We start from the raw sequence: 14,699 nt of genomic DNA on the forward strand, positions 1-14,699 counted from the left end.
TCTTGGCAAAAGGATTGCGCCCGGAAACCCTAGTAATAGGGATATTAAGACCAAAATGTCTTAAGAATCCCCGTCGCTTTAGCGCGGGGAGTGTCAAGAGCGAAACATCCATTCAGAAACCGAAACCGAATTGATGACCCCGCGTGCGTAAGTCCTATAATTTCAACTCATTTTTTTTGCCCCACCTCTATCCTGTTAGAGGTGGGCTTAAATTTTTTTAGCAAAAATATCGTTACAGCCCGATGCCAGGCTAAACAAGCCCCAGAACCCTTGAGTTTTGTGCGTCTAGGACTGATTGAAGTCATATATTATTTTGTATCTATCTATACCTTTTGGTAGTTTCCGACAATAAAAATGTTATGTTTTAGTGAAATATAATGAATTAAAAGCGGAGATAATATGGCAAGCAACGAAAATCAGGGAAAGTTGCTCATTATTGGCGGCGCGGAAGACAAAGAGGGGGACTGCAAGATTCTGCGGGAATTCTTGCGCTGCGCCGGAGGCACTAAAGCCCGCATTGTAGTGATGACGGCTGCAACAAGCCTGCCGGGAGAAGTAGGAAATAATTACATCCGAGTGTTTGAGCGACTCGGCGCTGAAGATGTGCGAGTTATTGACACCCAGAAACCCGAAGATGCCAACAATCCAGATTATTTAGAAGCAATACAGCAAGCTACTGGCATATTCTTTACCGGCGGAGAGCAAGCCCGGATTATTAACTGCTTGAAAGACACCGTACTCGACGTCGCTATGCACAAACGCTACTCGGAAGGGATTATCATTGGCGGCACCAGTGCCGGCGCGGCGATGATGCCAGACATGATGATTATTGAAGGAGACTCCGAGACAAATCCCCGCGTTGAGGTGGTAGCAATGGGCCCGGGAATGGGTTTTCTTCCGGGAGTTGTCATCGACCAGCATTTCGCTCAGCGAGGTCGTCTGGGACGCTTAGTTACCGCACTCTTGCTGCAACCGGCCGTGTTGGGATTTGGTATTGACGAAAATACAGCTATTTTAGTCAGCGGTGACGAGTTGGAAGTTATTGGCGAAAGCGCTGTAACAATCATCGACGAGTCGGAAAAACTCCACGACAATATAGATGGACGGTTGAAGGATGAGGGTTTGGCGATTTGCGGCGCCAAGTTGCACATCCTCCCCCACGGATACCGGTTTAACTTGAAAACTCACCAGCCGGTGTTCGATAAGGTAACAACTACAGCAGACAGGGAAACGGCGATCGCCTAACTTACCGCTTCAACAAAGTATAGAGTAAAAAAACCGTTTCTGCGTCCACCACAAAAAAAGAAGAGGTGAAATCCTCTTCTTTTTTTGCTGCGGTTTCTAGTTTCTCAAGCACTTTTCTGTTGGTCAAAATACGACTGCTGCCCTTCTTCAGTCGAGATTAAATTCCACCCTTGATTTTTCAGCTTCTGAAATGTTGCCCATCCCTTAGAACCGTCCGGTTCCCGGTAGTCGGATGCAGCGAACTGCGGAAAAGCTGTATAAGGCCGCCACGCTTGACGGGCTTCGGTACGCAAGTGCAATATCAGTTCTCCATTGCCTCCGAGTCTGGGCAACCAACACATTTGTTTTAGCATTTTTAACACTCCAGAGTTTTACAGTAACGGTAATTCGCCAACATCCCAAATTAAACTTTTAGAACCCTAGAGCCGCTGCTCGGAATATCTAACGGGTAACAGGGAAGGATGAGATTTTCACTGATTACCAATTACTGAGGTAGCAGCAGTCGTTAAAGCTGATTTTGGTTCGGGAAAGTTGACCAGTGAAAGACTATAAAACAAGTGCGGCCAAGGCATAAGCAAAAATAATCATTGCTATTCTCGGCTCAAACTTTACTTAAAGTCGATCGCGCGAAAATCCAGTTGAATAAAGCATTCACTTTTCTGGTTTTCCTTGCCTTCCTATTACAAGCCGATCCTCCTCTTTTCCGCTTAAAAAGACATCTTTCTACAGTATTAGCTCTATCAGCTAAAAAATGTTTCTTTAGTTACATATATTAAATATTCATCACGATTTATCTAGTTATCAAAAGTTAAATTACTTTTCATAAACAGCGCTTAATAATTTTTAGTTACTTTAACTACATTTTTCATGTAAATCTGGTCTCCGGGTGCTGGTGCGCCGGACAGTGCACCTTACTAAATAGTTCGCGATCGCACTCCGACAAAGAAACCGGGTTTCCGCGAGAGCTCAACCACCAGGTTTTTTACCTAATCGGCAGGTTGCAACCTGTGTATCTTCGTCCATCAAACCGGGTTTCTGGACTCCAATGCGTCCAGGACTATAAATCAGAGAGTTTGGAAAATCCACTTGCAAAACTTCCAACCAGGCGAATAAACTGCAATGGTGTTTATTGAAAAATCAACCGAATCATCACTTGTTGGAATACTACAAACACAGGATGCGGCTGCGGGAAAACTTGCCGGCACTTTACACCAAAAATATTGAATTTTTCCACTAAAATGCCGAAGCAAAAGTGCGGGCTTACTACCCCTGGAGCGATGAGGTAACGCGATCTGTAGTGACCGCCAAATTTTCGGATACTTATCTATCTAATTACTGCATTCCTAACTTTCCGGCTGCGGGAACTTAGCAGGAGTGGATGTACGACAAAATCGGAGAAGTTGGGGAAGAATGCTTTAAGTTTGATTTGCCGGAATGGTCAGCGCAGGCATTGTTTGAGAGCAAGATAATTTATGTCTCCAGGCAGATGATCGGCGAAGTCGTACAACATTAAATTGGTATTTAGGACTGGCGCACCAAACTCAATCAACCGGGTTTTTCTATCGGGCGGATGGCTGGAACGATACTTTTTTGTAGAAAAATCCGGTTTTTGCGTCCAGGAATGCGATCGCAATTCCTGGTATTGAGAATAACAATTGCACGGCGACGTGCCAACTGTAAATTAACACAAACTTTTTGGGAGGACAAACTCAATGGGCTGGCTGAAAAGACTGTTTGGTTTAGAAAAACTTGAAAACCAACAAAATGTGCAAGCTCCTGCTTACCAAGCACCTGTAGCTCAATCTCAAGCTCCTGCTCAACCTGCTGCGAGCGCTCAGACAATCCCGCCGGAACGCATGGGATTGAATGGAGAATACGATCAAAGCGGTTTAGCTAAACGGGTGGCTCAGGCCTTCGATGCAAATCCTGATGTTGCGGATATTGAGACTGTTTATGTGGCTCAACTTGGTACTACCGTGGTTCTCAAAGGTACAGTTCCCGACCAGGAAATTGTTAACAAGTTGGTGACAATTGCTAAAGGTGTTAAGGGTGCAACTGGGGTGGAAACCGATCAAGTTACTGTCGGCTAGCGCGACGGTTGTTTCTAACTCACATCTTGCACCATTGTCAAGAAAAAGCTTTCCGGCCTGTTCCACAATAAAATTTATCTCTTGTGGAACAGGCTTTCCGGCCTGTTCCTGAGCAAGTAATTGAGAATAGACCTCTTGCAAAAATAACTAGGACGGGCTCTGGGGCCCATCCCACAAAATTTTTTTTCTTGTGGAATGGGCCGGAGAACCCGTTCCAGAATTTGATTAAAAGGATTTTTGCAAGAGGTCTAATGGTGCAACATCTCAGTTATAACGCAATACGGTTCAGTCAAGGAAAATTGTAGCGAAAAGGTTGGGCCGAGTGAAACGGAGGGTTCGTTCAGTCGTGTCCAACCCTAGCGCGATCTGCTTTGTTAGCACTAACTGAACCGTATTGGTTTATAACGGTTAACGGTTAACTGTTAACCGTTTTTTTGACTTATCTTGCTAGACCTAAAAAATATGACTGAGGAAACCTTAGAACCTAATAGCGGAAAATTAGAACGGAGTCTCGCGCAGGGCATTCAATCTTTGTATCGCTCTTTATTCGGACACCAAAGAGTCAGGCGCTCTGCAATCTTTTGGATAATAAATTGATAATTGCGAGCGAAAATGCTATTGGCTGAGAACGGTCAATCGATTTTAGATTTTAGATTTTAGATTTTAGAGGCGACCCCACGGATAAATGCGGGGGCTTGAGGATTTTCGATTTTCGATTTTGGATTGATTCCACGGATAAATGCGGGGGCTTGTACCATCAAGAAATTCTTGGTCAGGAAGATTTGGCTTCGCAGGTGCGATCGCAACTAGAATCTGTTCTGGAATTGCAACTGAAAGACTTAATAAAGGAGGTTTTGGGTGTGGGAGTGACTGATTTGCTCAGCGATGCGACTTTGGATACTGGCCGCACCGGAACGATCGCAATTTTAGAGTCTGCACCTAAAGTTCGCGATGCGAGTTCTAAGTCTAAAACTCAACCATAAACGGCTCGCTGATAGTGGAGGTGCTGGCGGATAATAGTTTCTAAATCCTTGATGTTAAAAGGTTTGGAAAGGTATTCAACGCAGCCGGCTTGGAGAATCCGATCGCGGTCTTCTGTTTTTGCTAATGCTGTGACAGCCACAATCGGAATGTGTATCAGTGCGGGGTTTTTTCTGATGCGCTTTACTACTTCTATACCGTCTAGATCCGGCAGGCAAATGTCGAGTACGATTAGGTCGGGAGATCGATCGACTGCTGCTGAAAGAGCTGCGTACCCGTCAACGGCTCTCACGCACTCGCAGCCGAACAAATCGAGTATTTGTGTCAGCAGCTCTAAGTTGTCGTGATTGTCATCAACCGCCAAAACTAAAGGACGGTTGTCAACCGGCGGTTGACCGCTATTTAAAGAAGATTTTAAATCCTTAATCAAATTCGGGTAGTACATAAATGGCGTGGGAAAAATGAGCGAAAAACGAGCGAAAAACGAGCGAAATATTTTTTTTCGGAGGCATGGCTCAAGTGGCACTCGGGCACTTGAAACAAATTGGCTCGTATTTGTAGCTCTCAGATGGCCAGTTTCCGGTATAACCAGATTGTACAATATCGTTCCAAGCAGGGGCAAAGACGACCGCAGTCGATCCATCCCGTAGCATCTGCTTAATTGTATGTATCGAGAGCGCAAATTACCAACTTAGGCGCTATAGGTGCGTCTGCCTTGGTCGCAACACGCGATAAATAGGGAAAATATTACCACTAAAGCATCCTCGCTTAATAGCATTGAAGAGTGGCGGCAGCTTTTCAGGATACTAACCAGATTACACCTGGCTTCGTCTACGTGGATCTACCTAAAGGAAGATTATCGCAGACACTTAAGTTTCACAACTTCCATCTGCTGAGAGATACTTGTTGCTCTGGTTTAGACTTCAATGTTTTTAAGTAGTAATTATCACAATTTTAGCAAGTAAAAAAATCAGTTTTTACTTGAGTTTTACCGGATATTAACCTAGGAGGTTTGGATGACAATTGCAATCAGAGACGACCTGACTTACATTTTGCTCAAACAGATTGGTAGCGCCCAAGGCAGGGGAGAGTCGGAAATTAGGAATGCAGCCGAAGAGTATGTCGGTCGTGATGTGCCGGAAGCGGAATTGCTGGGTCATTTGGACTACCTCAACCAAAGGGAATTTATCAAAGCGGAGTTTAGCGGGGAGCCTTACGGAGGGTCTGAGTTATTGCCGCCTTTAGTGGCATTTCAAGAAGCTGATTTAACCCAAAAAGGTCGCAAACTGTTGCAGAAAATGGAGACGAATCCTCCGAAGTCCCTGCATCAAGAAGGGTCAGCAGTTCCGATCGCCTCTAAGGATATGCCGTTTTTGGAAAAAGTGATGGTAAACGGTAACATGGAGGATATTTTTGATGCGCGGGACATTACTGAAGTGGTGTACCGGATCATGCGCGATGTGATGACAACAGAAGCCAGCGATCGCGTGGAAGCTGAACTGCACAAAGAAGTTTTACCGACGGAGGACAAAACCCTGCAAACAGAAATAGCCGACCTCTGGAAAGATACGAATCCGCTGGTAGGATTGCTCAGCCGGGTGCGTCAGCCTTTGCGCGGGCCTGCACCTGTGGGGATCGATGGCAATTTGTTTGCACGGAGGGTGGAACTAGAAGGCTCACTTCCTTCGGGAGTCAAACCGGAAACTGCGATCGCCGGTGTATTTTCAGCAACAAAGGATGAGTTGTCCGAGGAACGAATTCAGGAAATAGCGGGCTTTTTGCCCGACAGAATTCGGGGAATTTGGGAGTCGGCTTAACGCAATATTTCCGGGTATAAATACTTACAAGCCGGGTTGACGAACTCGCATTCTCCGCTTTTGAGTCAGAATGCTGTTTCGTCAACTCGGTTTTTCTATACCTATTGTGTGGTAGCTCTGTAATTAATTTGTAGTGAGGGCGAAAGTCCCGATCGAACTCGATCGGACTTTCGTCCTCACTACTGGTTCGATCGCTCCTTCCTTGCCTTGTAAATGCGGTGAGAAACCGGGTTTCTCACCGAAATTTGTCGAACAACCAGAAATATCCCTAGAAACCAAGTTTCTCGCTGCGTGGGTGGGTAAATATTAATAGATGTGGCGAAAATGTTGTAATCTATAATACAGGGCGAGTTAAAACAGTGGCTCGCAAAAATGCTGTCAACAGCCCTGGAGCTCTAAAGAGATGGCCCGCACAAAAGTTAGACAAATGTTACGATCGACTCTAGAACAAGAAATTTTACTCAATCGAATTACCAATCGCATCCGCAACTCGTTAGAACTGCAAGAAATCTTGACGACAACGGCACGAGAAATTCGCAGCTTTTTAGGGACCGATCGTGTAAAAGTTTATCGTTTTGGGGCTGACGGTAGCGGCGAGGTAATTGCTGAGTCCACCAACGGCGACAGCTTGCCATCTCTGCTTGGTTTGCGCTTTCCAGCAAGCGACATTCCCAACAGTTCTCGCGAAATGTTGCTCAAAGCCCGGCAGCGAGTGATTGTAGATGTGGAATTGAAGTATCAAACAATTAATCGGTTAGATTGTCCCGAAACCGGCAAAACTTTAGCAGTTGAAGATATTCGCTATTGTCCTGTAGAATCCTGTCACGCTGAATATCTTAAGGCTTTGGGGGCGCTTTCTTCTCTGACGGTGCCGATTTTGCATCAAAATCAGCTTTGGGGGCTGTTAGTCTCTCACCACAGCCAACCGAAACGGTTTAGCGATCGAGAATTGAAAATGGTGCAGTTGCTTGTCGATCAACTTTCAATTGCGATCGCCCAATCCTTTCTGCTGAGTCAAGCTAAAGCGCAAGCGCACGACGAAGCTGTTGTCAACCAAATTAGCAGTTTGCTGCACTCTCCTCTGGAACTAACCGAAATTCGGCAAGCAGTTCTCGAACAAACTGTCAAGCATTTGCGCGGTTCGGGAGGGCGACTGTACATTGCAGCCGAGTTTGGCGATCTGCCGGCTAAACTTTATACCTGCGGCCAGCAGCCCACGGACATCGACCTGGAACTCAGCCCGTTTTGGCAGCAGATCATGGGGTGTGCCAACCAAGACGATCGAGCAAAAACTGCTGATAATACCAGCCAATTAGGTATTTTTCAAAGTCTATATTCCCAGCATTACAGTTCAATTGATAAAAATATTTCCAGTTTGATCGTACCGCACTTGTACGCGATTTCCGATATTTCTAAAGAACCTGAACTCAAATCTTTATCTGCAAATTTTATCGCAGCTGACCTTCGGTCATTTTTGGCAGTACCGCTGCAATACCGCCAACAGTGCATCGGCTGTCTCACCGTTTTTCGCAGCGCCATAGAAACCGAAATTTTGTGGGCGGGCCGTACCAGTTCCGACGCCCGGATCGATCGCCCCCGACAGTCTTTTGCAGCTTGGAAAGAAATCAAAACCGCCCAAGCCCAACAGTGGAGCAGCGACGAACAGAAGCTAGCAAAATCTTTAGGCACTCACCTGTACATGGCTGCAATGCAGCGGCGCGTCGAGGCGATGATCCGACATCAAGCTTCTCACGACCAATTAACCGGTTTACCTAATAGATTGCTGTTTAATGAAAGGCTGTCTTTAGCTTTAGCTAACGCTCACCAAAACGCAGAAATGCTGGCGGTGATATTTCTAGATTTGGACAGATTTAAAAATGTTAACGATACTCTCGGCCATCCAGCGGGCGATTTGTTGCTGCAAGGTGTATCTCGGCGTTTGACTAACTGTTTGCGCGTGGGGGATTCGATTGCCCGTTGGGGCGGGGATGAATTTACTGTGCTGCTGTACAATATCAACAGCCCTGATGAAGCAACTAAAATTTGCAAGCTAATTATCCAGAGTTTAAGCAGTCCTTTTGATTTTGACGGTTTAGAACTTTATACTAAAGCTAGCTTGGGAATTGCTTTGGCTCCTTACGACGGAGAAGATGCAGAAACTTTGCTGAAAAATGCTGATGCTGCGATGTACAAAGCTAAACAGAAAGGGCGGAATAATTATCAGTTTTACACGCGGGCGATCGGCAGTAAAGTTTCCGAGGAACTTAACTTAGAAAATCATCTTTACAGAGCTCTGAAAAAATCCGAGTTTGTGCTGCACTATCAACCGCAAATCAACTTAAATACAGGCCAAATTGTCGGCATGGAAGCTCTGATTCGCTGGCAGCATCCCGAACGCGGTTTGATTGCTCCCGATCGATTTATTCCCTTAGCTGAGGAAACAGGATTAATCTGCCAAATGGACGAATGGGTGATGCGGACTGCTTGCTTGCAGAATCGAGCGTGGCAGTTACTGGGATTGCCGCCGATGCGGATAGCTGTGAATTTATCAGCCCGCCAGTTTCTGCAACCTAACACGGTACAAACCATCGCGGAAATTTTGTCAGAAACCGAGTTAAATCCCGAGTATTTAGAAATAGAAATTACCGAGAGCATTGCGATGACAGATGTGAATTTTACAGTGTCGGTATTGCGGCAGTTGCAGCAAATGGGAATTCACATTTCTCTGGACGATTTTGGCACCGGTTATTCTTCGCTGTGGTCTCTGAAAAACTTTCCGCTCAATAATTTAAAAATAGACAAATCCTTCGTGGCAGATTTGCAGGAGGGCAGCAGCGGCGCTACTATTGTGAAACTGGCGATCGCCTTGGGACAGGGCCTGAATTTACAGGTGATTGCTGAGGGAGTGGAAACAGCAGAACAGTTGGCATTTTTGCAGTCGCTGCATTGCGATATGGGTCAGGGTTACTTTTTTAGCAAACCAATACCGGTGGCTGCGGCAACCCAATTGTGCCTAGAAAATCAACCTGGGGAAATAAGGAGTTTAACTTAACAACGAGAAATATCGGTAGGGTGCGTGTAAAAAAGAAACTTCCTCGCAAGTAACATTAAATAAAGGTACGTTGTTGCGCTTCAGCGCTCTTTTAGAGATGAAAGAGCGCTGAAGCGCAACAACGTACCTAACTAAAAATTAACGCCTGTGCAACGCAAGTCTGATCTGGTTTGATTGTCGTTCGAGCGGGCGCGATCGGACAACTTACTGCCAGACAAACACTTTGGCTTCGTATTCCGGCAAGTCGATCATAATATTATGATCGCCCGATTCAATATCATAATTGCCCGTCCATTCGTGCCAAATTCCGTTTGCCGGGAAGTGGGGAACGCTGTAACCAGCTAGATAATTTTCCGACCAATTCACCACTACTACAACTCTCGAACCTTCATCGTTCCAGCGAGTGTAAGCAAAAACTTTCGAGTCGGGGTCTTCGTGGAAAAACTCGATGTTTTCTGTGTAAAGTGCTTGGTTATTTTTGCGCAGGTGAATCAAGCCTTTGTAGTATTCCCACAAACCTTTATTCATGTCATTTCCTAGCAGCGTCCAGTCAATTTTAGCTTGCTCGATTGTTTTGGCTTTGTATTCGCCAAATTCTTCGCCCATCCAAATCAGCGGTACGCCAACTGCTGTCATTAACACCACCGTTCCCAACTTCGCTCGCTTGAATGCTGCTTCATCCAAAATCCCGCGCGAACCCAATTCGGCAAAAAGGCGATCGTGGTCGTGATTGGTCAGATAATTCACTACATTCGTAGCACCCAAGTAACCTTGCCGCTTGCAGTCAATCACATCTTTGAGCTGTTCTAAATCAAAATTGTCGCCGCAGAGTTGTGGAATTATGGAGTGATAGAAACTGTCGTGCCAGCAGCCGTCCATCGGCCCGTCTAAATTCGTGATGCTGGGCTCGTCGGGAATGTATTCGGCAACGGCGTAAAATGGTTTGGGGCCGGCGACACTTTTGGCTTCTTGAACGACCCAGTGCATGAAATCGTAGTTAGCAATTTGTCGCGCTGCGTCGAAACGAATGCCGTCGAGATGATATTCTTGAATCCAGAAGCGGACTGTATCGCCAGCAAATCTGCGTGCGGGGAAAGTTTCTAAGTTTTCGTCGTAGAATTCGTAGTTAAATTCCGGGCCCCAATTGTTGTCTGGATCGCGGGGTTCGTGGTGATACCAATAATCGTGATCGATTTGAGTGAGGGGGCTCGACGCTTCCGAGTGGTTGTAAATCCCGTCCATGATGACGCGAATCCCGCGCCCGTGACACTCGTCTATCAGGTTTTTGAGTTCTTCTGTGGTTCCGTAGCTGGACTCGGCAGCGAAGAAGTAGCGGGGGTTGTAGCCCCAACTGTAGTCGCCCGGGTATTCTTTGAGGGGCATGAGTTCGATCGCGTTGATGCCGAGTTCGACTAGGTAATCGAGTTTTTCGACGACGTGCTTGTACTTGCCGCGGGCCAGCGGGTCTGCTTCGCCGCCGGAAAAGTCGGCAACGTGCATTTCGTAAATCACTAATTCCCGATCGGCCGGCAGCGGTTTGTCGTCGTGCTGCCACACGTAGGTATCGACAATGCGATCGCCATCTTTGATCCGAACAAGACCGTTTTGAGTAGGATCGTCGATGTCAGTCGCGTAGGGATCGACCACATCTACCCACCGATCTGCTTCCAGAAACCAGCTTTTCGACTGAACGCGAAATTTGTATTGATAAACGCCATCCTCCAACTCAACTCGCGTGCGGAAATAACCTTCTTCGTCCTTTTCCATCGGAATCTCTTCCCAATTAGAAAAAGAGCCAATCAAGGCAGCTCCTTTGTTGTAGGGAGCAAATAACTTGAATTCAATTGGAGCAGCCATAATACCTCTTTCTAAAATATTTCAGTAGCAGTTGATACTTTTAATTTTGCAAATTTAACCGGACTCAGCATCGCTCTGCGGATATAATTTCTTTAAGGCTTAACTATTCCTAAAAGTATGTTATTCTTGCCTCTGCCTGCGCCTTTTATGAAGTGATATCGCGCAATATTGGCAGTGCGAGCGAAATTTATCTAACTGGGGAGCGCTCAACAATAAGTATTAGTAATTAGATAGTTTTTTAGCATCTATCTTAAGGTAGATTTCCTTGTTAAAAGATTAAAAAAATATCTGTACTGGGATAGATGCGGCTTTAAAGTTTACCCTTTTTTTAACAAGAAACTATTCCTCGGCTGGTGCAGACTGCCTACCCTAATTTTTTGGTAACAATTAGTCAGTCGGTGTGCACTGCACACCCTAAATCAGTGGCCGTAAGGTGCGCGCAGCGCACCCTACTTTTAACTTGATTTTGCCTGATGATAATGCTTCATCCAACCAAGCCAGAACGCAGGGCGAGAACGGCCGCCTGAGTGCGATCGTCAGCGCACAGCTTGTTGAGAATATTGCGGACGTGAGTCTTGACTGTACCGACAGTAATGTAAAGCTTTTCGGCTATTGCAGCATTGCTGTAACCCTGCACGATCAGTTCCAAAACCTCTAATTCCCGCTCGGTTAAAGGGTAAGTCTCAATGATGTGACTGAACTCGGGTTCTGCGGCCTTAATTGTGACTCTTTTGCCCTCAGCCTTCGGTTCTTCCGGCGCTGACTCCTTAGTGCGAGCTTGTTTCAAAACGATGCGGGCGATCGCCGGGTCGATCCAAGAGTTACCTTCGTGAGTTACTTTTACTACATCCAACAACTGATCGAAGCTGATATCTTTCATGCAGTAAGAGTCAGCTCCGGCGGCAAAAGCTGCCAGAACTTCTTCTTCATTGTCCTGAAAAGTTAAAATCAAAATTTTGGTATCCGGATCGGACTCCGCTACGGATTTTTTGAACTTTTGTGTCAATTCAATGCCGTCAAAATCGGGCAAGCCAATGTCTACGATTGCCACGTCAGGTTTTGAAGACTGAAGCAGTTTCAATCCCTCTGTAGCGTTAGCTGCATCGCCGACAACTTCTATCGTGTCACGCTGTTGTAAAGCTGTGCGGATGCCGACTCTTGTCAGGTCGTGGTCTTCTATCAAAGCAACGCGAATTTTACTCATCTTTTTTCCAATAGTCCAGTAAACTTTAAAAATATCGTCAATTGACTCAGCCCAACTGAGTAAATTTGAGAAGGTGTCCTGATTTAGGGTTTGACAGGCCGCACATCTTTTTCAAGCATACTCATGCAGTCGCCAAGAAAGCAAGTTAATTTTCAAGTTATTTTGCGGCGATCGCCTGCACGAGCTTTCCTCCCCAGAGGTAAGCTCGAAGATGTTTTAACAGTTTAACTGAATTATGCCATTGTCCGCCCCTTGATAGAGGTAATGATACCAGTACCCAGATAAATTTAAAGTATAAAATTTTTTGATGCACATTGGTACGTCAAATCAATAAAGCTAGCAGCACGAGTCTTTAACCGGTGTTAGGGATCAAGTTCGATGCTTATTGATAAAACCTGTTATGACTCACTATCACGGCAATAACTCTTTTCGATTGGAGTTTTCCGACGCGGAAATATTACACAAAGTATGTGAAATAACATCCCCCCTACAGCAAGTTGGCGACCGCGAAACTCAGGACGATCGCCTGTTGGACACAATTCCTGACATAGTTTGGAAAGCAAATGCCGACGGCTGCGTGACTTATTTATGTCAGCGCTGGGAGGAGTACACGGGGGTACCAGCAGCAGCAGCTTTGGGTTTCGGGTATCTGGCGTGCGTCCACCCAGAAGACCGCCCTCGTCTGTTGGCGCGTAGCACGGGCGAGGGCCCGGCACCATCGCGCACTTCTGAGTTCCCACCGGAAAGTTACGAATTTCTATTTCGCCTGCGGACGCGAGAGGGCACTTACCGCTGGAACTTGGCCAGAGGAGCGCCCGTTAACTCAGACAATCACGAAGTTTTGGAGTGGGTGGGAACCTACAGAGATATGGACACGATCGAAAACACTCAAGCCGAGCACCAAGCAGAACCAGAATTTTGGCGCCATCAAGCGTGTTCGGAAGCTAACTTCAGAGCAGAAAATTTGTGCGAAGCCCGGACGGTAATGGACGCTGGGCAGGATTTACAGGCGATGGAGCGATTTATAAATGTGTTGAGCCAGCGCGCGGGTAACTTGCGCCAGTTGTTGCAAGCCATAGCGGACGCGACTGTCGAGGCGATCGCAGGAGCTGAATTTTGCCTGGTTGCGCTCCCCCAGAGCGATCGCAGCGGCCTCAAACTCAGCGCTGTCGGGGGCACCCAAAACTTTGCTCCGGGCAAAACTCCGCACGTCCAAGACAAGCTGCTGTGGAAAGCATTTGCGACGGGAGAGCCTGTACTGTGGCGGTCTGAGTCCGGCGGCTCGGTTCCGGCGGCGGCCTGTGCAGCGGCGATCGAGTCGGGGGAAAGCGGGCGTTTGGGCGTGTTGGCGATCGGCAACGGGAAAGACAGCACGGCTATTGACGGGGACTCTGTGCAACTGCTGGCGGTGATGGCAAAACAAGCTGCGATCGCTATTAACAGCGTGCGGGCGATCGAAAAATTAAAAAAGCAGGAACAGCTTTTAGACTTGCAAAACGAGCTGCTAATTCGCCAGCAGGAAGAACTGGAAAATCAGGGGCGGCGCATTCAACAGCAAAAATTGCAACTGCTAGAAGCAGCCAAGTTAAAATCGCAATTTTTGGGCATCATGTCCCACGAATTGCGAACTCCCATGAATTCGATTATCGGCTTTTCCCAATTGCTGCTGCGCCAGCACAAACAACTGCTGAGTGCCCAGCAAACAGACATGGTGGTGCGCATTTTAAATAACGGCAAAAACCTGCTAGTGCTGATTAATGATATCCTCGACCTCTCCAAAATCGAGAGCGGCCGCACACAATTAGAAACTGAAAAATTTGATTTAGCGGATTTAGTAATCGATGCCACCCGGGAGTTTGGAAATCAAGCCACTGACAAGAATGTAGCATTGTCCGTCAGCGCGTGCTTGCAGGATCGGTTGGTAGTTAATGACAAGTTGCGCCTGCGACAAGTTTTGGTCAATCTCATTTCCAACGCGGTTAAATTCACGCATCAGGGCAGCATTTCCATTGAGGTGCGGGAATTAAAGTGCGATCGGCTAATTATCACCGTTCGGGACACAGGAATCGGCATCTGTGAAACCCAGCTACCCCACATTTTCGACCAATTCCGCCAAGCAGACCAAACCACAACCCGCCAATATCCAGGCACCGGTTTAGGATTAGCTATTAGCGCCTATTTAGTCAAGATGATGAACGGCACAATCACGGTCGAAAGTCAACTCGAAAAAGGTTCAACATTTCGGATCGAATTCCCGCGAAAAATTCACCATAACAAGCTCAATTCCTGACTTCAAACATTTTTGATATTGATAGCAGAAAGAAGTTCGGCAACGGATTCGATTTCTTCGGATGTAACGGATGTCAAGGATAGAAGAGACCTCTTGCAAAAATAACTAGGACGGGCTCTCCGGCCCATCCCACAAAATTTTTTTTCTTGTGGAATGGGCATCT

General features: G+C 46.5%; 12 protein-coding genes. 8 read left to right on the forward strand and 4 right to left on the reverse strand.

The window, feature by feature from the left end; genetic code table 11:
* Nucleotides 1-399: 399 nt before the first annotated feature.
* Nucleotides 400-1,245, forward strand: coding sequence for a cyanophycinase (locus QUB70_RS27955; RefSeq protein WP_332984816.1), 846 nt, complete (start codon nucleotides 400-402; stop codon nucleotides 1,243-1,245).
* Nucleotides 1,246-1,349: 104 nt separating this feature from the next.
* Here the strand turns inward: QUB70_RS27955 and QUB70_RS27960 are convergent, their stop codons facing one another.
* Entirely contained in the window at nucleotides 1,350-1,598 is a 249-nt protein-coding gene (locus tag QUB70_RS27960) for a hypothetical protein (RefSeq protein WP_332984818.1), read from the reverse strand.
* Between the two features lie 1,025 nt (nucleotides 1,599-2,623).
* Here QUB70_RS27960 and QUB70_RS27965 point away from each other — a divergent pair.
* The 3 genes from QUB70_RS27965 to QUB70_RS27975 all read left to right on the forward strand — a co-directional run bounded on the left by QUB70_RS27965 (nucleotide 2,624) and on the right by QUB70_RS27975 (nucleotide 4,318).
* Nucleotides 2,624-2,758 carry a hypothetical protein gene (locus QUB70_RS27965; protein WP_332984820.1) on the forward strand — a complete coding sequence of 45 codons (135 nt, stop codon included), beginning with the start codon at nucleotides 2,624-2,626 and terminating at the stop codon, nucleotides 2,756-2,758.
* A 199-nt stretch (nucleotides 2,759-2,957) separates the two neighbouring features.
* Nucleotides 2,958-3,335 carry a BON domain-containing protein gene (locus QUB70_RS27970; RefSeq protein WP_332984821.1) on the forward strand — a complete coding sequence of 126 codons (378 nt, stop codon included), beginning with the start codon at nucleotides 2,958-2,960 and terminating at the stop codon, nucleotides 3,333-3,335.
* A gap of 749 nt (nucleotides 3,336-4,084) precedes the next feature.
* Nucleotides 4,085-4,318 carry a Na-translocating system protein MpsC family protein gene (locus tag QUB70_RS27975; RefSeq protein WP_332984823.1) on the forward strand — a complete coding sequence of 78 codons (234 nt, stop codon included), beginning with the start codon at nucleotides 4,085-4,087 and terminating at the stop codon, nucleotides 4,316-4,318.
* On the opposite strand, the gene QUB70_RS27980 is transcribed toward QUB70_RS27975, so the two are convergent.
* Nucleotides 4,309-4,761, reverse strand: coding sequence for a response regulator (locus QUB70_RS27980; RefSeq protein ID WP_332984825.1), 453 nt, complete (start codon nucleotides 4,759-4,761; stop codon nucleotides 4,309-4,311). The genes QUB70_RS27975 and QUB70_RS27980 overlap by 10 nt on opposite strands.
* Nucleotides 4,762-5,332: 571 nt before the next feature.
* Between QUB70_RS27980 and QUB70_RS27985 the strand changes: the two genes are divergently transcribed.
* From QUB70_RS27985 to QUB70_RS27995, 3 genes are all read left to right on the forward strand, one after another.
* Complete coding sequence (locus tag QUB70_RS27985; RefSeq protein ID WP_332984826.1) at nucleotides 5,333-6,133, forward strand: DUF2267 domain-containing protein; 801 nt, start codon at nucleotides 5,333-5,335, stop codon at nucleotides 6,131-6,133.
* A gap of 133 nt (nucleotides 6,134-6,266) precedes the next feature.
* Nucleotides 6,267-6,443, forward strand: a complete 177-nt coding sequence (locus QUB70_RS27990) for a hypothetical protein (protein WP_332984827.1) — start codon at nucleotides 6,267-6,269, stop codon at nucleotides 6,441-6,443.
* A 93-nt stretch (nucleotides 6,444-6,536) separates the two neighbouring features.
* A complete protein-coding gene (locus QUB70_RS27995; RefSeq protein WP_442927841.1) occupies nucleotides 6,537-9,185 on the forward strand; it encodes a bifunctional diguanylate cyclase/phosphodiesterase in 2,649 nt (882 codons plus the stop codon).
* 204 nt (nucleotides 9,186-9,389) lie between these two features.
* Here QUB70_RS27995 and QUB70_RS28000 read toward each other — a convergent pair whose 3' ends face one another.
* Both QUB70_RS28000 and QUB70_RS28005 read right to left on the reverse strand, forming a co-directional pair.
* Nucleotides 9,390-11,042 (reverse strand): alpha-amylase family glycosyl hydrolase, encoded by a 1,653-nt coding sequence (locus QUB70_RS28000; protein ID WP_332984831.1) that lies wholly within the window; start codon nucleotides 11,040-11,042, stop codon nucleotides 9,390-9,392.
* Between the two features lie 484 nt (nucleotides 11,043-11,526).
* Nucleotides 11,527-12,246 carry a response regulator gene (locus tag QUB70_RS28005; protein WP_172190274.1) on the reverse strand — a complete coding sequence of 240 codons (720 nt, stop codon included), beginning with the start codon at nucleotides 12,244-12,246 and terminating at the stop codon, nucleotides 11,527-11,529.
* A 400-nt stretch (nucleotides 12,247-12,646) separates the two neighbouring features.
* On the opposite strand from QUB70_RS28005, the gene QUB70_RS28010 reads away from it, so the two are divergent.
* Nucleotides 12,647-14,536 (forward strand): ATP-binding protein, encoded by a 1,890-nt coding sequence (locus QUB70_RS28010; protein WP_332984833.1) that lies wholly within the window; start codon nucleotides 12,647-12,649, stop codon nucleotides 14,534-14,536.
* Nucleotides 14,537-14,699: the final 163 nt, after the last annotated feature.

The organism is Microcoleus sp. A003_D6 (assembly GCF_036702825.1).
Lineage (GTDB): Bacteria > Cyanobacteriota > Cyanobacteriia > Cyanobacteriales > Microcoleaceae > Microcoleus.